We start from the raw sequence: 19,129 nt of genomic DNA, 5'->3' as shown, positions 1-19,129 counted from the left end.
ATTAAATGGTAAGTCTACTCGGATTTCAGACTTTTCACCGGGTTCATGAGGGCGGCCTTTATAGCGGTGTAACCCACGGTGAGCATTACTACTATAATAGAGATAACGATGGCGAGCACAAAAACGCTGACGCCCAGGTTGATACGATAGGCAAAAGTATCCAGCCAGCGGCTCATGACGAGCCAGGCCAGCGGTGCTGCCACCACAAAAGCCATCAGCAACATATAGATAAATTCTTTGCTGAACAGCCATACAATACTTTCTACACTGGCGCCCAGTGTTTTCCGGATCCCTACTTCTTTGGTTCTTTGGGCAGCCATAAAAGATACAAGGCCATACAATCCAATACAGCCAATGATGATAGAGATGCCGGTGAACATTTTGATCAGCCGGAAAATCATCATGTCCAGCTTATAGAATTCGGCGAGTTGTTCGTCGAGGAAAGCGTATTTATAAAAGTATTGCGGGTAAACATCTTTCCAGGCTTTTGCCATCACAGGTTCCATTTTCTGGAATTGATCCATATTAATCTTTATGGCGCAATTGGAATAGTTATCGCTGATGGTGGAGATAAATATAGGGTCTATGGCTTCATGGAACGAGCGTGTGTGAAAATCTTTTACCACACCTACCACGCTGCCCTTACCTCCGTTTATATCGACTTGTTTGCCTAACACGGCTTCATTGGAAGCCAGTTGCAGATTTTTCACGGTAGTTTCATTCACCAGGAACTCCCGGGCGGTATCTGATGGCAACAGGTTGCGACCTGCCAGGAGTTGTAAACCGAACGTGCCTACATAATTGGCATCGCCGGCTCTGTTGTAAATAGCAAACTTCTCTGCTTCTGTCCGGGTATCAAACAGGATGCTGGTTGAAGGAGATTTGACGGTGGCAGGAGCGTTGCCGCAAAAAGTAACCTGCTCCACTCCCGGGATCTGGGATAATAATGATCGCAGGGTACTTAGCTTTGAAGCGCCATTATCCGGCACTGGTAACATCACGATGGCATCTTTCCGGAATCCGGGGTTTGCTTCTGTGGAATAGCGCATCTGGTTAGCGATCACAATGGTACCGATAATCAGTAGTTGAGAAATCGCAAACTGCGTAATGACGAGTCCTTTTCTGAGTGACAGGCCACCTGCATTTTTTTGCGACAGTTTGTTTTTAAGGGCCAGTATCGGTTGAAAGCCGGCGATGATCATTCCGGGATATGCACCGGAGAGTAACACCACCGATAGGAATAGCAAAGGTAAAAACAACAGGAGGTAGGTATCTCCCAAAATATTGATCCGCAGCTGTACATCGAAAAGGTGGTTGAGATATGGTAACACCAGTTGAGCCAGCAAATAGGCCAGGAGCATGGCGATAAAAACAACTACGGCTGTTTCAATGATAAACTGCAGAAAAATTTGTCCCCGGTAACTACCTAATACTTTGCGCAGGCCAATTTCTTTGGAGCGCCCCAGTGCCTGTGCAATGGTAAGATTCACGAAATTGATGCAGGTAGTAATGATCAGCAGCAGGCCAATGAAGGCCATGACCCACAGATTTTTCTTTTCGATGTATCCATTTAACGCTGGATTGAAATGGATGTCGGCAATAGGTTGCAGCTCGAATTGGAATAATTTTGCCGCCTCTTTATCGTAATATTTTGCGGAGATAGCAGGGAGTAATTTATTATTTACATCTGTTGCTGCCACACCAGGTTTCAGTAACACAAAACATTGCATGCCTCTGTTCACGTTCAGCCACCAGTCTTTTTCCACTAACCAGGGCGAATGATTTTTCAGGTTATCAAACGGGAAATAAATTTCAGCACGGAAGTCGGTGTTGGCAGGAATATTTTGCAAGATGCCCGTTACGGTAAAATGCAGGGTGTCATCGAGCTGAATGGTTTTGCCGATAGCATCTGTGGTCCCAAAATATTTTTTAGCAATTCTTTCGGTGATAATAGTGGTATAAGGTTCCTTTAAAATGCTGGCAGAGGTGCCGGTTAATAAAGGATAGTGGAGGATGTCGAAGTAGGAGGGATCTGCAAAAGCAATATCTTCTTCAAACTTTTTATCATGGGAAGTAGAGATCACTTTTTTACCCAGAGAGGCTATCCTCGCCAGCTTTTCGGATACGGCAAAATCGTTGCGGAAGGCATCTCCTAAAGGAAAAGGGACGCCGGCATTATAACGTATTTTATCTTCATGAAAGGCGGTGACGATCCTGTAGATCCTGTCTTTATTAGGGTGGAAGGTATCAAAGCTCAGGTGATACTTCACCATGGCAAAAATCAGTATGATACAGGCGATGCCCAGTGCAAGTCCGGATATATTGATGACAGCATGCGTTTTGAAGCGCTTTAAACTCCGCCAGGCAGCTTTGAAATAGTTTGTTATCATAGTAACAGGTTGACGCCGGATAGTGTTAAAAAAGATGCCAGTAGTTAAGGCGCAGGATTATCAATCTTTTTGATAATTTTATTTTTTAAATATGTCCGGATCTGTACACCTGTTTGTGCGGTTTTGTTGAGCGAGCTGGCTGCCCGCATAAGTTCATATCCGCAGGCTATTGTTGTTACAATAATGACCTGCGGATACGAACTGTTTTATAGAATAGAAAATTAAATCACTTTTATTACCTGTCCGGTACCTGCACCGAGTATACTTTTGAGATAGCCGTATACCACCTGTTTCATGGTAACAGGAATATGTCCCGGGAAATAAGGGAAGTAGGCCGGGGACTCTTCCACTACGGTAGGACTTAACGCATTGATACGTATACCGTTTTCCAGTTCAATGGCTGCGGCTCGTGCAAAAGCTTCTACAGCTCCGTTGACAGCAGACGGGTTAGCGCCACTTACCACGGGATCATTCGTGAGTACGCCGGCGGTTAAAGTAAAGGAACCTTTCGGGTTGATATAGTGTTGCCCAATGAGTACCAGGTTGATTTGCCCCATTAGCTTGCTCTCAATGCCTATTCTGAATTCCTTATCTGTCATATTTTTCAAAGGACCGAAATAGGCATCCCCTGCGGTGCATACCAGTGCATCGAATGCACCTGCCTGTTTGAATAAATTTTCTATAGATGCAGGCGAGGTAATATCTGTCTGAATATCGCCACTTTTAGAACCTACTCTTACAATCTCGTGATCTTTTTCCAGGGAGCTTGCCACGTGCTTTCCGATGGTACCACTTGCGCCTACGATGATAATTTTCATTGGTGTGAATTTTTATTTTTATAAAGAAATAACCCGGTATAATGGAAGTTACGAAGAACGCTTTCGTCCTACAAATCTAACTACAGCCCCTTTGCCGATATGATACTCACCCTCATTTAACAGGATGTCTTCTTCGACCAGCATGATCGGGTCATAGTTTTCAAAGTCAGCACGGATCTCTGCTTCGGAGAATAACATATCCAAATCATCGGGACCGCCTACTTTAGGGTCCAGGTTTTTCAGTTCCAGGTGCCTTTTGCTGAAAGCTTCCAGGATAATGATCCCACCAGGTTTGAGATAGTCATTTAATTTTTTGTGAAAGATAGATTTTCTTTCGGCATCAAAATGAGCATAAATTAATCCCATGGCATCAAAGGAAGCGTTTTCAAAGGGTAGCTGCTCCAGGTCTCCCACCATATACTCCATGGTAACATGCTGCTCGGTGGCGAGTTGTAATGCCTTTGCCTTTCCTTCAGCACTCAGATCAAATGAAGTTACTTTCCACCCCAGCATAGCTGCAAACACCCCATTCCGGCCTTCGCCATCTGCCGGCATCAATATAGACCCGGGTTCAAATTTCTGCAGCCATTCCTTGAAAAAGAGATTGGGTTCTTTTCCATAGGCATAGGTTGCCTCTTTATATCGGTCATCCCATTTGTTTTTGTACATCTCATTCCAGGTTTGTGTCATATTTTTGGGTTTAAATTTTTAAAGAATAATCATTTTTTGTTATCGTGCCAGGAGGAGATCTGGCGGATGATCATATCCAGCAGTGGCAGTCCAAGAAATATGATGCAGGGAACTAACGTGATCGTTAATAAAAGTGTTCTCTGATATAATGGAAGTGCAGATAATGGCTTGCCAAACAAATAAAGAAACAGGGTGATAGATGGATAAATGATGATCCAGATTTTCAGGGAAGCAATTAACTTATTCTTTGTTTTCATATGGAGAGATTACTTTTTAGCAACATCGTTTTATCTGTTGCAAAAGTAACATCACCCGCATCAGCCATGATAGGACAAAGATGTAGTTGTGTGGGACTTATTTGAAGTTATGTCTGAATGTTTCCGGCGAGTGACCGGTATGCTTTTTAAAGAATCTGATGAAATAGGAAACGTCTTCGTATCCCAGGAGATCCGCGATCTGGGTTACCTGGTTAGATGTTACCAGCAGGTATCTTTTGGCTTCCAGTATAATATATTCATTCATCACTTCAGAACAGGTTTTGCCTAACGTTGTTTTTGTGATAGCATTGAGTTGATAGGTAGAAAGGTTCAGCATTTCAGCATATTGCGCCACCTGTTTATGGTCAGCAACATGTGTTTCCAAAAGCGCCAGGAAAGCTTCCAGTTGTTCCTGTACGTAAAGGTTCGCATTATCGGCCGGGATATGGTTATTTTTTCGGGTTAATTCGATAAAGAATATCCGCATATTTGCTTTGATCACTTCCTGGTACTGTTCCTGTTTGTCGGTATCTTCCTGGAAGATATTAGCCAGGATCGTCAGCAACTTTTGAAATCTGTCGGCATCAAGTGAATACTGATTATTACTACTGGCTCTGCGTAATAGTTGATTAGCTGTATTGTCAGCAGAAGAATAGAATTCATTTCTAAAGTGCATCATATATCCCGTACCTCCTGCCTTTAGGGTGAGCTGGTGTACCTGACCGGGGCGCATAAAGAAAATGGTATGATTACCAATTGGGTAAGGGGTAAAGTCTATTTCATGCTGACCAGCTCCTTTTTTTAGCGCAAGTACATAAAAGAAGTCATGTCTGTGAAGTTCCTGTACCATGTCTTCACCCGCAAGAACATCCTGCATATCCCGGATGCTAAAGCTTTCGGCGGCATTCAGTTCTTTTTGTGCAGCATTGATATGTCTTATTGGTATTTTTTTCATTAACAGGTATTCTTGCCGTGAAGGTGCGAAAAATATTTATGGCAACAATGGACCTTTACTTACTTCAACACCTGCTTTATACACCGCCGATATTTTGCGGGTGTTTTTTATATCCTGTGCAGGGTTGCCATCGAGTATTATAAAGTCCGCCGTTTTCCCGGCGGAGATAGTACCATATTGGTCATTTATTTTCAATGCTTTCGCCGCATTTCTGGTGGCAATAGTGATTGCCTGTAAGGGCGTGAGCCCTGCCTGTACCAGCAGTTCCATTTCCAGGTGTTCAGAAAACCCCTGCGTGCGTACTGGCTGCGCGCCGGAATCGGTGCCGAGTGCCACCAATATGCCTGCATCTGCTATGATCTTCACATTTTTCAGAGCTGTTTCAAAGGCATGTATATTCCGCTGGTAGGAAGGGCTGTTTTTCAGGTTGTCCTGGTAAGCCTGGGAGGTAATCGTTTCATATACGCCGGGTTCCAGCGATGCTTTGAAGAAGGGATCATCAATCCATTCCGGCTTACGGGCATAGATATAGGCATACTCATCCAGGGAAAGAGTAGGAATGTAAATGGTCCCTTTTGTTTTCATTTGTTGCAGCAGTGTCGCATCAATTTCCTGATCACGGATACTATGTGCGATGATGTCGAGTCCATTGCTGACAAGGTGGTGGGCATCTGCGAGGTAATACAGGTGGGCTGCCACCCGTATATGGTGCTGGTGTGCACGTGTGATGATGGCTTTATAAATAGTGCTGTCCATTTTAGGGGAGGAGCCGCCAAAGTCATCTACCCACATTTTTATAACGGTGGGTTTGAGTAATGCTACACTGTCCAGTTCGCGGATAGCCTGCGCTACGGTGGCCGGGTGATAGATCTTTTTCATAGCAGGTGCGCCTTTAAATACGGCAAAGCCATAACCGGCAGAGAACAGTCTTGCACCAGGTAATAGTCCGTTAACAGCCGAATCCCGCAGTCCCGTTTCAAAGAGCATAGGCTCATCAGAACCCATCACCAGGATATTGGTCACGCCATAGTCGGCATATTTTTTCAACTGTGATAATATATTTTTCCGGGTATAAGGATCTGTTTTATTATTATTGCCCTGTATCATTCCAATATGTACATGACTGCTGATGAGTGCAGGCATTACTGTTTTATCTTGTCCGTTGATAACGGTGGCGCCATTAGCAGCTTGGTTCGGACCAACTTTAACGATCATACCTCCTTTGATGAGGATATCGGTATGTTCCACAGGTGCGCCGCCATTGCCGTCTATGAGCGTGATGTTTTTGAGCAGGATGGTTTTTACCGGAGGAGCCGGCTGAAAGGCAAGCAGGCAGGTTAGTGTGAGGAGTAGTAACGGGTAATTTTTCATAATAAAGATATTCTGAACAGGAATTTAAGCAATTAGTGGAAGGGGAGCAAATAGGAATGGTTGAATGGAGAATCGGGTTTGTTTAATGCCGCGCCTGATTTATTGTGTAATATTGTTACCGGAAAGTAGATACCTATGAAAGAAGCGGTCCTTCATCTTATTAACGAATTAAATAAGTTTTCTCCGGCAATTATTACCTTGGGTGGGACTATTACAGATAGTCGCATCGCTGAATTCGAAGACGCCTATCGTTTGACGCTGCCAGTAGACTATAAATACTTCATTTCGAAAATGAATGGATTTGATCTGATGGGCACCGAGGTGTATGGGATAGATGGAACGTGTACATCTCCTAATACCTTAAGCAACATCTATAATTTCGAACACCGGGAGGTGCATGTACCTATGCCTGATTATTTAGTTCCTTTTTCTCCGGATGGCGGCGGGAATTATTATTGTTTCGATACAAGAATTACAAAAAATGATTCCTGCCCGGTTGTCTTTTTTCAAACACACTATATTTATCAGCATGGTGATGCTCCTGAAGTCACCAATGACAGCTTTATTGATTGGGTCAATGAGGTGGCGATTGGTTGGACGTTGGATGACTATAACTATGATGGGAGCACCCGCAAAGACTAACGATAAAAGGCTGACGCGAATCCTTTCGCGTCAGCCTTTAAATATTCATTGTTTAATCTCTCCCGGAATTACTTCTACCACTACCTTTCTTCCTCCCCGGAGCACATCTACAGTGATCCTTTTCCCGATCTGCTTTTCTGACAGCAGTAGGTGAAGGGCGTCTACAGAAGCCACTGGTTTGTCATCGAAGGCGATGATAATGTCACCGATATGTAGTTCGGTGTTGTAGAAATTTCCGTCCGGTACTGTTTCGTACACATATACCCCGGTTTGGACGGATAGTTTGTTGGCGGCAATCATACGGCTGCTGAGATTCACCGGATGTGCGGCGATGCCCAGTTGTGCCCGTCTGATTTTGCCGTGCAGGATCAGTTGTCCTGCGATCTGGGCGGCCAGATTAGAGGAGATGGCGAAGCAGAGCCCCTGTGCGGAGGCGATGACCGCGGTGTTTACACCAATGACCTGTCCCCTGGAGTTGACCAGCGGACCGCCGCTGTTGCCCGGATTGAGGGCTGCATCGGTTTGTATCACATCGTCTATCAACCGGCCGTTGCTGGCGCGGAGGGTACGTCCCAATGCGCTCACCACACCGGCGGTGACAGTATATTGCAGCCCCATAGGGTTGCCAATAGCGATGGCAATCTGGCCTACCTGTAAAGTGGATGAATCGGCGAGTGGCATTGCTTTAAGCCCCGTTTCATCAATTTTCAGTACGGCAATATCTGTGGAAGGGTCGGCACCTTTGATTTCGGCACTTACCTTCCTGCCATCAACAAAAGATACTTTAATGCTTTCAGCATTTTCTACCACATGGTTGTTGGTAATGATGAAGCCATCAGAAGAAATAATGAAGCCGGAGCCGGTACCCGCCTGCGTGCGCCTTTCCCGCGTACGCCGGTCGCTTACCTTTTTCTGTACTTCTATATGTACCACCGATTCAGCAACAGTACCCACTACACCGGTAACGGTCTGGGAATAGGCATCTAATAAACTCCAATCGTTCGACGCCTCGTGCGTAAGAAATGAAATTGAGTTATCCATAATGATAAATGCGCTCAAATTTATTTCCAGAATGACGCAGATGCCGTTTTGGCATTCATTACAGCAGTTTTATGTCATCTTTGCCATTAACGCACTGCTAAAAATCATAATTATTTAGCTATTTTGACGGTCAATGTTTTTCGTCTAATAAGGGTCTATGCCAGGAACTGATTTACAGGCAATGTGGGATGCTGTTTACATAGCGGACGATCAACAGTCGTTCCGGAAGTTGTTTAATCATTTTTACGGCGGATTAGTGCGTTTTGCAACAGATCTGTCTATCAGCAGGGAAGCCGCAGAAGAAATCGTCTCCGATGTTTTTATTCAGCTCTGGAAAAACCGGAAGAACAGTGAACCAATCCTGCATGTGAAGACCTATTTATTTACCGCCGTACGTAATCGCTGCTATAATCACCACCGTGACCACTACAAGCATCAGTGGCTGGAACTGGAAGCCGACAACGCCCCGCTGACCGGCGATGTGCACCCACAGCTGGAATGGAAGGAAATGCAGGGGTGGCTCGACAAAGCCATCGCCACATTATCTCCGCAGGGACGTACCATTTTCCGCCTGGTCCGCGAAGAAGGATTTAAATATAAAGAAGTAGCCGCCATCCTGGAAATTTCCCCACGCACCGTAGAAACCCAACTGGTAAGAGCTACCAGCCGCCTGCGACAGGCATTGCAACATTATGGCAGCGGTTTCGACCAGAAAATTCCTGTCCGCTAAAAAATATTTTCTCTTCCTGTAAGTAATCGGTTTCATTTTAGTGTCTCTCCCCGTAGGGAACATTTGTTCGTTTAAACAAATCATACATGGACAGTCACCGGCTGGATGAATTAATGACCGCAAAACTGAGTGGCACGCTGGACGATGCCGGTCAGCAGGAATTGACGCAATTGCTGGAGCAGCACCCGGAATGGGCGCAGGAGCTTACTTTGCTGGAACAATACTGGCAGGCCGTTCCTGTAGAGGAGGCACCTGCCGATACTGTTTTTAGTGAGATGATGGCCAAAGCAGAACCTCCGGAAGCTACGAAAGTTGTCCGGTTCCGGCACGACTGGTGGAAATGGGTGGCTGCTGCCGTAGTCGTAGGGTTCTTACTCAATGCAGCCAGCTGGTTATTGCCGGGTGACCGGGCGAAACCGCCTGATCTGGAATTAGTGCAAACCCGCAATGGTGAACGGCGGCAATTCCAGCTCAGCGATGGTAGCATCGTACACCTGAATGCATCCAGCCGCGTTAGGTTAGACCTTAATAATTCCAGTCGCGAAATATGGCTGGAAGGGGAGGCTTACTTTGAAGTAGCTAAAGATCCGAAACGCCCTTTTATTGTTCATGCCGCCGCGATGAATATTCATGCACTGGGTACCTCCTTTAACGTGAAAGCCTATCCCGGCGATCTCCGCTATGAAACCACTTTGCTGGAAGGTGCAGTAGAAGTATATCTTAATAAAACACCTGCGCATAAAATACGCTTACGTCCCTACGAAAAAGTAGCATACGATAACAACAATGCGATCTCATCTCCGGAAAAAAAACTGGAACTAAAGCAGGTGATATCAAAAGTAGTACAGGCAAAAGCCAATGCGCTGCCGGCGATCGACAGTACGATATCCGAAACAGCCTGGGTAAGCAACCGGCTGCAGTTTGAGTCGCTCGACTTTGCACAACTGGCTACCCTGCTGGAACGCTGGTATGGGGTGAAAATTATATTCCGCAATGATCAGGTAAAAAGATATGTATTCAGTGGCTCCTTCGCGTCAGAAAGTGTTAGCCAGGCACTGCAGGCATTGCAGCTGACAGAGGATTTTCACTTCGATAACAGTGGCACGCAAATCATCATTTATTAAGCACACGTTCAATTAAAAACCGTTTATGAAAAGCTAACAACCACATAACAGTTCAATGAAAAAAACACAGGAAATGCTACTAACATTCCCTGTGCGAAGGTTAATCAGCAACGCGCCAGCTCCTTTGGACGGGATGGCAGGGCATTGCTATTGTATCACCTATTATCACAAATTTATGGAAAAAGTCAACCAATCGGATGCATGCCGGCGAAGAACGGCTATGCTCAAGCATTTGATCATTATGAAGCTATCATTCTTTATTGTCCTGCTTTCCTGTATGCAGGTGGCTGCCACGGGATATTCCCAGAAGCATATCAGCCTGAACATGAAAGATACAGAGATCAAAAAGGTATTGGACCGCATCGCGGGGCAGTCCGATGTGCGCTTTCTGTACAGCAACCGCAAAGTAAATCTGCAACAACGGGTAAGCATCATTGCCCGGGAAGAATCCCTGCAAAGTGTACTGGATAAAGTACTCACCGGTACCGGCTTTACCTATAAAGAGCTGGAAGGCCACCTGGTGGTGATCATTCCTGAACATACCGAATGGGAAAACATAAAAGTAAAAGGTCGCATCACCGGCGCCGATGATCATGTTCCCTTGCCCGGCGTAACGGTGCAGGTAAAAGGCACCACTATCGGTACCCTCACCGATGAAAACGGCAACTTCTCCCTGGATGCTCCCTCCGGCGGAACGCTGTTATTCCGCTACGTAGGCTACGAACCACTTGAATTGGCGGTAAAACCGGCCATGGAGGTGCAGTTGAAAAAATCTTCCAGCGCATTAACAGAAGTGGTGGTGATCGGTTATGGTGTTACCCAGAAAAAAGACCTCACGGGTTCTATCGTCAGCATCACCCCCAAAGAATTTAATAAAGGTATTATCAGCAACCCTGTTCAGGTATTACAAGGTAAAGTAGCYGGCCTGGTGATCAGCAAACCAGGCGGTAACCCCAATGGAACGGTGAGTATCCGCCTGAGAGGGGCGTCTTCGTTATCTGCCAGCAGTCAGCCACTCTTTGTAGTAGATGGTATTCCCGGTATCGATATCAATGCCGTACCGCCGGATGATATTGTGTCGATTGATGTATTGAAAGATGCTTCTGCAGCGGCTATCTACGGTTCCCGCGGGGCCAACGGCGTTATCATCGTTACTACCCGCCGTGGTAAAGAAGGTGCTCCGCAGGTGTCCTACAGCGGTTATATAGGTATGGAGAAGATGTCCAACACCTACGGTGTGCTGAACGCATCAGACTACCGCAAATACCTGAAGGATAATAATATTGACGCTTCCGCATTCGATCTGGGCGCCTCTACCAACTGGCAGAAAGCCATTACCCGCACCGGTATCAGCCATAGTCACAATATTTCTATGAGCGGAGGAAGAGATAATACCCGCTACAGCGCTTCTGTCAATTATCTCAACAACGAAGGCGTGGTACTCAACTCCGGCCTGGAACGTACTATCGGACGTATTACCCTGGATCAGGGCGTTTTCGATAACCGCCTCCGGCTGGGACTGTCCATGAACTACGTAGGAGAGAAGAACAAATATGTAGGCGCAGATCCCGATGGCAATGGTGACAACCGCATCTGGGAACAGGCCATCGCCTATAATCCTACCGCCCCCATCTATAATGCAGATGGCAGCTACTTCGAAAAGCTTGATATCAACGATAACTATAACCCGGTAGCACTGGCGAACCAGATTAAACATCAGCGGGCATTGAACCGGTTTATTGGTTCTGCAAAAGCCACGTATGATATTACCAGTCACCTGACGTATGACCTGTTGCTCGGACTGGAACGTGCGTCCAGCGACCGTGGCCTGTATTATTCTAAAAAATCACCGGTAACAGAAGGCGCCGGCAGTAATGGTACTGCTACCCGCGCCTCTAAAACATGGGATAACAAAACCCTGGAAACCTATTTCACCTATAGCCAGCAATGGCAGCAACATGTGTTGAAGGTAACGGCTGGTTACTCTTATCAGAATTTCTTCCAGAACAGTATGTCTGCCGGCAATACACAGTTTGTATCTGATATCTTCAGCTATAACAACCTGGGTGCTGGTCAGGGCGATCAGCCTGCTGTGGCTTCCGGTGCAGAAGAAAACTCGCTGGTATCTTTCATTGGCCGCGTGTTCTATAGTTACAACGATAAGTACCTGTTGACCGGTACCGTCCGCAGAGATGGCTCTACCCGTTTTGGTAAAGATAAAAAATGGGGAACCTTCCCCTCTGCCTCCCTGGCATGGCGTATTACACAGGAGCCCTTTTTACAAAACAGCAGCTGGCTGCAGGACCTGAAATTTCGTGTAGGCTATGGCGTTACCGGTAACCAGGAAATCCAGAATTATAAATCACCACTTACTTATAGTCCCGGTGGTAAAGTGCTGGACAATGGCCGCTGGGTGACTTCTTACCAGATCGGACAAAATGAAAATCCCAATCTGCGCTGGGAATCCGCCGCACAATTTAACGCCGGCTTTGACTTTACTATGTTTAAGGGAAGGCTGAGCGGAACACTGGAATACTATGATAAGCGCACCAAAGACCTGCTCTTTAATTACAACGTGCCTTCCCCGCCTTACCTGTTTCCCACTATGCTGGCGAATGTAGGTAAGATCAGCAATAAAGGAGTGGAGCTGTCGCTGACGGGTGCTATTATTGAGCACAAAGATTTCAGCTGGAATGCTTCTTTCAATATTTCCCGCAACTATAACGAAATCCTTTCTATCGCCAACGATCAGTACAAGAGTGATGCAATTTATGATGGAACCGTAGGTGCCCGTGGCTTAACAGCCGTGCAGATCGTAAAAGTAGTACCTGGTTACTCTATCGGTACCTTTTATATTCCGCATTATACCGGTGTAGATGCCAATGGAAATCAGCAATTCGAAGACCTGGATGGCAGCGGTACTTTTGACTTCCGCAGCGACAGCCGCGTAGCGGGTAACGGCTTGCCTAAATACCAGGCAGGACTGGCGAATACCTTCCGTTACAAAAACTTTGACCTCAACTTTTTATTACGCAGCCTGTTTGGCTACCAGATCTTCAATGCCACCGACCTGGTGCTGAGTGACCGTTTCAGCCGTTTACCCGGCCGTAATGCCATGGCGAAGTATGCCGACAGCAACGTAAAAGGTACGTATGTATCCGACCGCTTTATTGAAAACGGTGCTTTCCTGCGCCTGGACAACTTCTCCCTGGGATATAGCATACCTGCTGCGAAGAGTAAGCTGTTCGCCAATCCACGGGTATATATCTCCGGACAAAACCTGTTTGTGATCACGAAATATTCCGGGCTGGATCCGGAATTGCCGATAGACGGACTGGCGCCTGGTATTGATAACCGTAACGTATATCCAAAAACACGCTCTTTTGCATTAGGCTTTACGGTCAACTTTAAATAAAAACGATCCACATGAAAGCAACATTTCTGAAATATACATTGCTGGCCGGGATGGTAATCTCCGTGTTCAGTTGCACCAAACTCGATGAAACATTTTACGACCGTGGCACAGACGAGAACTTCCTCAAAACAGAGGACGAGCTGAATGCCTTTGCTAACGGGGCATACGCCAAACTGCGCAATTACCGCGACAGCTACTGGAAAATGAATGAAGTGACTACGGATGAAACAACCGTGCCTTCCCGTGGCGCCGACTGGAACGAAGGTGGCTTATGGCGGGTGCTCATCAGCCATGAGTTTCCTATCACACATCAGTATATCAATGATATGTGGAACTTCATTTACCGCGATGGTGTGAACCCCGTGAATGCTATCCTGCAGAAGTTACAGGGTTCTGATGTGGTGTTGCCTACCAAAGACCAGATCATTGCGCAGATGAAAGTGCTGCGTGCATTTCACTACTACCTGGCCATGGATGCATTTGGTAATATTCCCATTGTAACTTCTTTCGAACAAACCGAGCCGCCAAAGAATACGCCCCGTGCGGAAGCTTTTGCTTTTATAGAAAAGGAAATTAAAGATAACATCAACGGGTTGCCTGCCGCGCTGAACACTAAAAACTATGGTAAAGTAACCAAGGGCATGGCTTTTATGTTGCTGGCCAAGTTGTATGTGAATGCAGAAGTATATACCGGTACCCCACGCTGGGCCGATTGTATTCGTATGTGCGACTCCGTTACCAGCATGGGGTATCAGCTGGAACCCAATTATTTCACGAATTTTTCTACCAAAAATGAAAATTCAAAAGAGAATATTTTTGTGGTGCCTTACGATGCCGTTAATGCAAAGGGTATGATGCTGCACTATCTGACACTGCACTATAACAATCGTTATACCTATGGTTTGCCCAGCTCGCCCTGGAATGGCTGGTGTACTTTGAAGGACTTCTATGAAGCCTATGAGGATACCGATAAACGTAAAACCATGTTCCTGGAAGGACAACAATATTCCCAGGACGGTACACCGCTGAAAACAGAGCAGGGGGCGCCATTGATTTTTTCCCGTACTATCGGGGATCTGGCTAATGCTACACAAACAGAAGGCGTACGAATAGTAAAATATGAGATCGAGAAAAATACGCCTTATTCCGATCAGGATAATGACCTCGTTATTTTCCGGTATGCGGATGCATTGATGTTGAAAGCAGAGTGCCTGTTACGTTTAGGGCAGGGGGGAACGGCGCTGCCACTGGTAAACCAGGTGCGTGGCCGCAATTTTGAAACGGGTAATCCTATCACCACGCTTACGCTGGATAATCTCCTCGCAGAGCGTGGCCGCGAATTTATCTGGGAGGGATGCCGCCGTCAGGATCTGATCCGCTTTGGTAAATGGAATAGCACCTGGCAGTTCCATCCGGCAGATCAGCCGTTCCGGAAGCTGTTCCCGATCCCGCAAGCCCAGCTGGATGCGAATCCTAACCTGGTGCAGAATGCAGGATATAAATAATGGAGAAGTATTAAGCGGGAGCAGCCTTTCGCTGCTCCCGCTTATTTAGACAGCAATATGCTATAGAAAGTCCGTGGCATGACTTTGGTTTTCATGTATTGCGATGGCGCCATATTATAAATGGCGCAGGTCAACGGACACACATGGCAGGAGTGCATAGCAGTGCTGAATAGGCTCTTGACAGGCATCCAGGGAAGGCGCTTGCTGCCGGAGTCCTGTGGAGATAATGGCCACCATTGTGCAATTAATTCTATAGTAATAACCTGATCTCTTATGAACGAACCATTCAGCAGCTACAGTCACCTGATTTTTGATAAACTGCATAACTGGCTGATCGCCGCTGTGAAGATGACGCCCAATCTTGTATTGGCCGTTATCATGTTTTTTCTTTTCCTTTTATTGGCGCGGTTTGCCCGTAAAATCAGTCTCCGGTTTTCTCAAAGGTTCTCTGAAACGCCTGCTATCGCCAACCTGATATCCAGTGTTCTCTTTATTATTTTTATACTACTCGGCCTGTTTATTTCACTGAATATTTTAAGTCTGGATAAAGCCGTTACTTCCTTGCTGGCTGGCGCGGGTATCATAGGTCTGGCGTTGGGTTTCGCGTTCCAGGATCTGACGGCGAATTTTATCTCCGGTATATTTATCACCTTCAGAAAGCCTTTTGAAGTAGGGCACATCATTGAAACGAATGGCTTCACTGGTACAGTGAATGCTATTCAGCTAAGGTCTACCACGATGATCACAGCAGACGGTCTGCATGTGATCATTCCCAATAAAGAAATTTTTCAGAAACCGATCATCAATCACTCGCTTACTCCATTGCGGCGCATCACGCTCACCTTTTCCATTCCCATGTCTGATAAGCTGAAAGAAGCGGAACAAATCATGACGGATATTGTAACAGGGATGAAAGACGTAGTACCCGACAAGCCTAAGGCCGTGTGGTTTACCGCTATAGAAGGCAGTGCCGTAAAGGTGATCCTGAGTTGCTGGGTGAGTAATGAGTCGGATGATGCCTATGAGCGCACTACGCATGAACTGATTTCAAAAGTAACTACTTCATTAAAAGCTGCTGCCCTGATATGACACCAGGGCAGCTAACTTTATTTAAGGCCGGGGCGCCTCCACTTTTACGTCTCCCCGGTCATGGCACCAGTGGCCGTTACCGCGAGCGAAAGCCATCCGCATAAAAAATGCATTGGTAATCAAAAATAACACGATTGCCAGTATAGTCGCTACTCTGGTGATAGTGCGCAGGGCCGGTTTTTTCGAAAAACCGCCAAAAACATACCCGATAATAAACACCATACATGCCACAAAAAGAATGCGCAGTAAGATGATAAACACGAATCCCATGATCTTCTGATTTAAAGGTTACTTGAATTTACTCAGCAGCTGCTGGTCTTCTGATCTGCCCCAGTGAGGAAATACGTCTGTGCCAGGGTTGATCAGTAACTGCAGGCTTTGCGAAGCTAGTTGTTTGGCCAGTTCTTTATCTCCTCCCCACATTTTAGGTGTATAATATTTCACCCACGCCGCCACAAATAATGCGCGGGGATTTTGTGCATCCAATGCCTTTGCCTGTTTCAATGCCTGCTCTGATAATGTACCATACTTACGGCCGTAAGTCATAGGGTTGATGAACACTTTGGTACGATATACCATACTCAACACCGTATATACTTCTGCCGCTTCCTTTTTCTGTTTGGAACTATCTAATAGTGCCAGTGCTTTTTTCGCCTGTTCTTCTCCGCGGATGCTGTAAGGCTCTATTTTTTCGCCATCCTCCTGTAAGAGAAAGCCAATCTTTGCGTTGCAGAAAGCTGCGTAATAAGATGGCAGCCAGGCAGCTTCTGCTTTGATGTTGGAAAAGGTTTGTTCCAGTTGTTCATAATCCTTTACGGTTTGTGCCTGATCCAGTTTGTTAACTGCCTGCTGCAGAGCATCGGATTGTGCAAATCCACTATAGCTAATAAATACTGCAGACAAACAAATGAGTAGTTTTTTCATTTTTCTTTTTTTGAGAGATTTATAAATTGTTATTAAGAAAGTCATCGGTACGATCTATACCAAAACTCATGAAGATGCCTATAAAGAAATTTCGTGTAGCCGGCATGGTGACAGGCTGTTTAATCAAACCGTTGTAACTGTAATTGTATCCGAACACCTGCCTGGTTCCGGCGAGGTTATTGATGCCCATCGCCACACCGGAGAAGTCTTTCCATTTCTTGTTTTTAAAAAAGGAGCAGAGATAGGCCACGTGCAGGTTCACCGCATTATACCCTTTGGTATTGCCCTGATCCGATATGCCATTTGGACCAATATTGTAATAAGGTCTGCCGGCAGCCATGGCCCAGGATACATTCACGCTGGTATTAATATCCTGGAAAAACTTTTTAACAGCCACCGTGGTGGTATGTGGTGCTGCAAAGGATGGGCGCAGCTCATAAGGATAATTCAGGAAGTTACGTTTGGTATCGAGATACGTGTAGGTAATCCAGTAGTCCAGGTTTTTAATACTTTTTTTATCCCGCCAGAAAAGCTCAAATCCCTGCGCATAGCCTTTACCGTTATTGCTGAGTACGGGCATTGTTTTTACCAGGTCCTTGTATTGCTTGTAATATACTTCTGCCCGGAAAAAACGATTGTTGGCTTTCCTTGTATAGTTCAGCACATAATGGGTGGCACTGGAAAATGTTAGCTGATCTGACTGATATAAATAGTCGTTGGCCGGCTCCTGGTAAAAGATACCATAGGCTATGTTGAACTGGCTGCCGTCGTGCAGGCGGTACGCCAGACTAATACGCGGCGCCCATACCATTTTACGCAGCATGGAAGCATATTCCATGCGCATTCCTGCTTTGGCAGCGAGGTTGTCGGCCAGGTAAATATCACTTTCCGCAAAAACAGCCGTAAGATGATCTGTTAGCCCGATTGTACTGTCGTTGGTCCTGCCATGGTCGTGGGTGTAAAATTGCTCTGCACCAAAACGCAATGCCTGTCCCTGTGAAAAGAAATGTGTTAAAACGATACGTGCCTGTGCAAAGTCAGTGGTAATATTCCGGTAACCGGTTTTATAACTGTAAGGGATATACGGAATAATCACCTTGTTGCCTTTTTCATTGGTGAGCTGCCGTATGGTTTCCTGCCGGTTATAGCTGTAAACGGTGCCTACTTCTATTTTCCAGTTATCATTCAGGTAGCTGCGGAAGCTGAGGTTATTATAGCTGTTCCATCCTTTTACCTGGTAGCCGGCTTTTAATATCCCACTGTCGATATCCGGATTGTTCATACCTACATCACTGAGGCCCCAGCTGGTATAGAATTTCAGCATACCTGTTTTGCCTGTTTTGATTCTGAAATTAGCATTGCCATCCAGGTAGAGTGGACCACTGAAGTAATCAGGTTTCTGTGGAACAATGTTATTGTACAGCGACTGGTTGCTATAACCCACACTCACCCCATAGCTGCTGCGATTGTTCTTTGCCAGGTGTTGCATGCCGGCACCCAGGTTGGCGGGGAAAACAAAGAAACTGGCGGATGTTTTCTCGGGCAGGTCTACACTTTCCAGTATCAACGCACTGCTCATGGCTTCTCCATATAAAGCGGAATAACCACCGGAACTGAACAGGATGCCTTTAAACAGAAAAGGATTAATGCGGGCTGCCTGTGGTACGCCTGGTACCGAAGGGTAGTTAGGGGTACGGAGCAGGGTGCCGTCAATGAATTGTTTGGTTTCTTCGCCTGTTCCTCCGCGTACGAATAATCCTTCCTGTTCACCGATTTGTTGTGCACCCGGCAGGGAACGCAACGCCTGACTGATATCTCCGCCGCTGCCTGCTACGGTAACAGCATCAATAGGTGTGAGAGAAGCTCCTTTGGCCTTGTCGCTGGCCTCAAAGGAGCCGGCACTTACTACTACCTCATGCAGGGAGCGTTTGCTTCTGATGGCGGTATCAGAAGCCTGTGTAGCCCGGATCGTTGTATCTGTTGTACGTTTTAACGTTGTATCCGCTGTTGCGGGCGTAGGCCTGCCAGTCGTATCTGTTACCGGTGTTCTGTTTTGTGCACCGGCTGTATAACTGAATAGCAGCAATAAAATAGCACTTGTTTTCATTACCTGTAGGATGATGTACAAGCAAAATTATGCGGAAGAACAAGCGCTTATCCGGAGAGTAGACGGGATGG

16 protein-coding genes are annotated in these 19,129 nt (G+C 46.1%); 6 read left to right on the top strand and 10 right to left on the bottom strand.

What is annotated here, in order from left to right:
* Positions 1-14: 14 nt before the first annotated feature.
* The 6 genes from AC1DP6_RS17410 to AC1DP6_RS17385 form a co-directional block, all read right to left on the bottom strand.
* Positions 15-2,390, bottom strand: coding sequence for an ABC transporter permease (locus AC1DP6_RS17410; RefSeq protein ID WP_477055972.1), 2,376 nt, complete (start codon positions 2,388-2,390; stop codon positions 15-17).
* A gap of 221 nt (positions 2,391-2,611) precedes the next feature.
* On the bottom strand, positions 2,612-3,208 hold the full coding sequence (locus tag AC1DP6_RS17405; RefSeq protein ID WP_477055971.1) for a short chain dehydrogenase: 597 nt from the start codon (positions 3,206-3,208) through the stop codon (positions 2,612-2,614).
* 48 nt (positions 3,209-3,256) lie between these two features.
* Complete coding sequence (locus AC1DP6_RS17400; protein ID WP_477055970.1) at positions 3,257-3,898, bottom strand: class I SAM-dependent methyltransferase; 642 nt, start codon at positions 3,896-3,898, stop codon at positions 3,257-3,259.
* A 29-nt stretch (positions 3,899-3,927) separates the two neighbouring features.
* Positions 3,928-4,155 (bottom strand): hypothetical protein, encoded by a 228-nt coding sequence (locus AC1DP6_RS17395; RefSeq protein ID WP_477055969.1) that lies wholly within the window; start codon positions 4,153-4,155, stop codon positions 3,928-3,930.
* Between the two features lie 97 nt (positions 4,156-4,252).
* A complete protein-coding gene (locus AC1DP6_RS17390) occupies positions 4,253-5,110 on the bottom strand; it encodes a helix-turn-helix domain-containing protein (protein ID WP_477055968.1) in 858 nt (285 codons plus the stop codon).
* 36 nt (positions 5,111-5,146) lie between these two features.
* The gene (locus AC1DP6_RS17385) at positions 5,147-6,481 is read right to left on the bottom strand and encodes an amidohydrolase family protein (RefSeq protein ID WP_477055967.1); all 1,335 of its coding nucleotides are present in this window, start codon (positions 6,479-6,481) and stop codon (positions 5,147-5,149) included.
* 135 nt (positions 6,482-6,616) lie between these two features.
* On the opposite strand from AC1DP6_RS17385, the gene AC1DP6_RS17380 reads away from it, so the two are divergent.
* Positions 6,617-7,123: an SMI1/KNR4 family protein gene (locus AC1DP6_RS17380; protein ID WP_477055966.1), complete on the top strand. Its 507-nt coding sequence runs from the start codon at positions 6,617-6,619 to the stop codon at positions 7,121-7,123.
* A 45-nt stretch (positions 7,124-7,168) separates the two neighbouring features.
* On the opposite strand, the gene AC1DP6_RS17375 is transcribed toward AC1DP6_RS17380, so the two are convergent.
* Positions 7,169-8,164, bottom strand: coding sequence for a S1C family serine protease (locus tag AC1DP6_RS17375; protein WP_477055965.1), 996 nt, complete (start codon positions 8,162-8,164; stop codon positions 7,169-7,171).
* 157 nt (positions 8,165-8,321) lie between these two features.
* Here AC1DP6_RS17375 and AC1DP6_RS17370 point away from each other — a divergent pair, with 157 nt between their 5' ends.
* The 5 genes from AC1DP6_RS17370 (at position 8,322) to AC1DP6_RS17350 (ending at position 16,027) form a co-directional block, all read left to right on the top strand.
* Positions 8,322-8,894, top strand: coding sequence for an RNA polymerase sigma-70 factor (locus AC1DP6_RS17370; protein WP_477055964.1), 573 nt, complete (start codon positions 8,322-8,324; stop codon positions 8,892-8,894).
* Positions 8,895-8,980: 86 nt separating this feature from the next.
* On the top strand, positions 8,981-10,018 hold the full coding sequence (locus AC1DP6_RS17365; RefSeq protein WP_477055963.1) for a FecR domain-containing protein: 1,038 nt from the start codon (positions 8,981-8,983) through the stop codon (positions 10,016-10,018).
* Between the two features lie 241 nt (positions 10,019-10,259).
* Entirely contained in the window at positions 10,260-13,433 is a 3,174-nt protein-coding gene (locus AC1DP6_RS17360) for a TonB-dependent receptor (protein ID WP_477055962.1), read from the top strand.
* Positions 13,434-13,444: 11 nt separating this feature from the next.
* On the top strand, positions 13,445-14,938 hold the full coding sequence (locus tag AC1DP6_RS17355) for a RagB/SusD family nutrient uptake outer membrane protein (RefSeq protein WP_477055961.1): 1,494 nt from the start codon (positions 13,445-13,447) through the stop codon (positions 14,936-14,938).
* 273 nt (positions 14,939-15,211) lie between these two features.
* Positions 15,212-16,027, top strand: coding sequence for a mechanosensitive ion channel family protein (locus tag AC1DP6_RS17350; protein WP_477055960.1), 816 nt, complete (start codon positions 15,212-15,214; stop codon positions 16,025-16,027).
* A gap of 21 nt (positions 16,028-16,048) precedes the next feature.
* Here the strand turns inward: AC1DP6_RS17350 and AC1DP6_RS17345 are convergent, their stop codons facing one another.
* The 3 genes from AC1DP6_RS17345 to AC1DP6_RS17335 are packed head-to-tail and all read right to left on the bottom strand — an operon-like array spanning position 16,049 to position 19,058.
* Positions 16,049-16,297, bottom strand: coding sequence for a hypothetical protein (locus AC1DP6_RS17345; protein WP_477055959.1), 249 nt, complete (start codon positions 16,295-16,297; stop codon positions 16,049-16,051).
* Positions 16,298-16,315: 18 nt separating this feature from the next.
* Positions 16,316-16,951, bottom strand: a complete 636-nt coding sequence (locus AC1DP6_RS17340) for a hypothetical protein (protein WP_477055958.1) — start codon at positions 16,949-16,951, stop codon at positions 16,316-16,318.
* Between the two features lie 19 nt (positions 16,952-16,970).
* Complete coding sequence (locus AC1DP6_RS17335) at positions 16,971-19,058, bottom strand: TonB-dependent receptor plug domain-containing protein (RefSeq protein WP_477055957.1); 2,088 nt, start codon at positions 19,056-19,058, stop codon at positions 16,971-16,973.
* Positions 19,059-19,129: the final 71 nt, after the last annotated feature.

The sequence above is a fragment of the Chitinophaga sp. 01L420 genome (assembly GCF_056399985.1).
Note: the sequence above shows the minus strand (reverse complement) of the source record. Positions and strands in the feature narration are given on the sequence as shown.

Bases quoted from the DNA above. Each gene is read 5' to 3' on its own strand.
- AC1DP6_RS17365 (WP_477055963.1), top strand. From the start codon at position 8,981: ATGGACAGTCACCGGCTGGATGAATTAATGACCGCAAAACTGAGTGGC.
- AC1DP6_RS17385 (WP_477055967.1), bottom strand. From the start codon at position 6,481: ATGAAAAATTACCCGTTACTACTCCTCACACTAACCTGCCTGCTTGCC.
- AC1DP6_RS17390 (WP_477055968.1), bottom strand. From the start codon at position 5,110: ATGAAAAAAATACCAATAAGACATATCAATGCTGCACAAAAAGAACTG.
- AC1DP6_RS17345 (WP_477055959.1), bottom strand. From the start codon at position 16,297: ATGGGATTCGTGTTTATCATCTTACTGCGCATTCTTTTTGTGGCATGT.
- AC1DP6_RS17395 (WP_477055969.1), bottom strand. From the start codon at position 4,155: ATGAAAACAAAGAATAAGTTAATTGCTTCCCTGAAAATCTGGATCATC.
- AC1DP6_RS17405 (WP_477055971.1), bottom strand. From the start codon at position 3,208: ATGAAAATTATCATCGTAGGCGCAAGTGGTACCATCGGAAAGCACGTG.
- AC1DP6_RS17375 (WP_477055965.1), bottom strand. From the start codon at position 8,164: ATGGATAACTCAATTTCATTTCTTACGCACGAGGCGTCGAACGATTGG.
- AC1DP6_RS17370 (WP_477055964.1), top strand. From the start codon at position 8,322: ATGCCAGGAACTGATTTACAGGCAATGTGGGATGCTGTTTACATAGCG.
- AC1DP6_RS17355 (WP_477055961.1), top strand. From the start codon at position 13,445: ATGAAAGCAACATTTCTGAAATATACATTGCTGGCCGGGATGGTAATC.
- AC1DP6_RS17340 (WP_477055958.1), bottom strand. From the start codon at position 16,951: ATGAAAAAACTACTCATTTGTTTGTCTGCAGTATTTATTAGCTATAGT.
- AC1DP6_RS17400 (WP_477055970.1), bottom strand. From the start codon at position 3,898: ATGACACAAACCTGGAATGAGATGTACAAAAACAAATGGGATGACCGA.
- AC1DP6_RS17380 (WP_477055966.1), top strand. From the start codon at position 6,617: ATGAAAGAAGCGGTCCTTCATCTTATTAACGAATTAAATAAGTTTTCT.
- AC1DP6_RS17335 (WP_477055957.1), bottom strand. From the start codon at position 19,058: ATGAAAACAAGTGCTATTTTATTGCTGCTATTCAGTTATACAGCCGGT.
- AC1DP6_RS17410 (WP_477055972.1), bottom strand. From the start codon at position 2,390: ATGATAACAAACTATTTCAAAGCTGCCTGGCGGAGTTTAAAGCGCTTC.
- AC1DP6_RS17350 (WP_477055960.1), top strand. From the start codon at position 15,212: ATGAACGAACCATTCAGCAGCTACAGTCACCTGATTTTTGATAAACTG.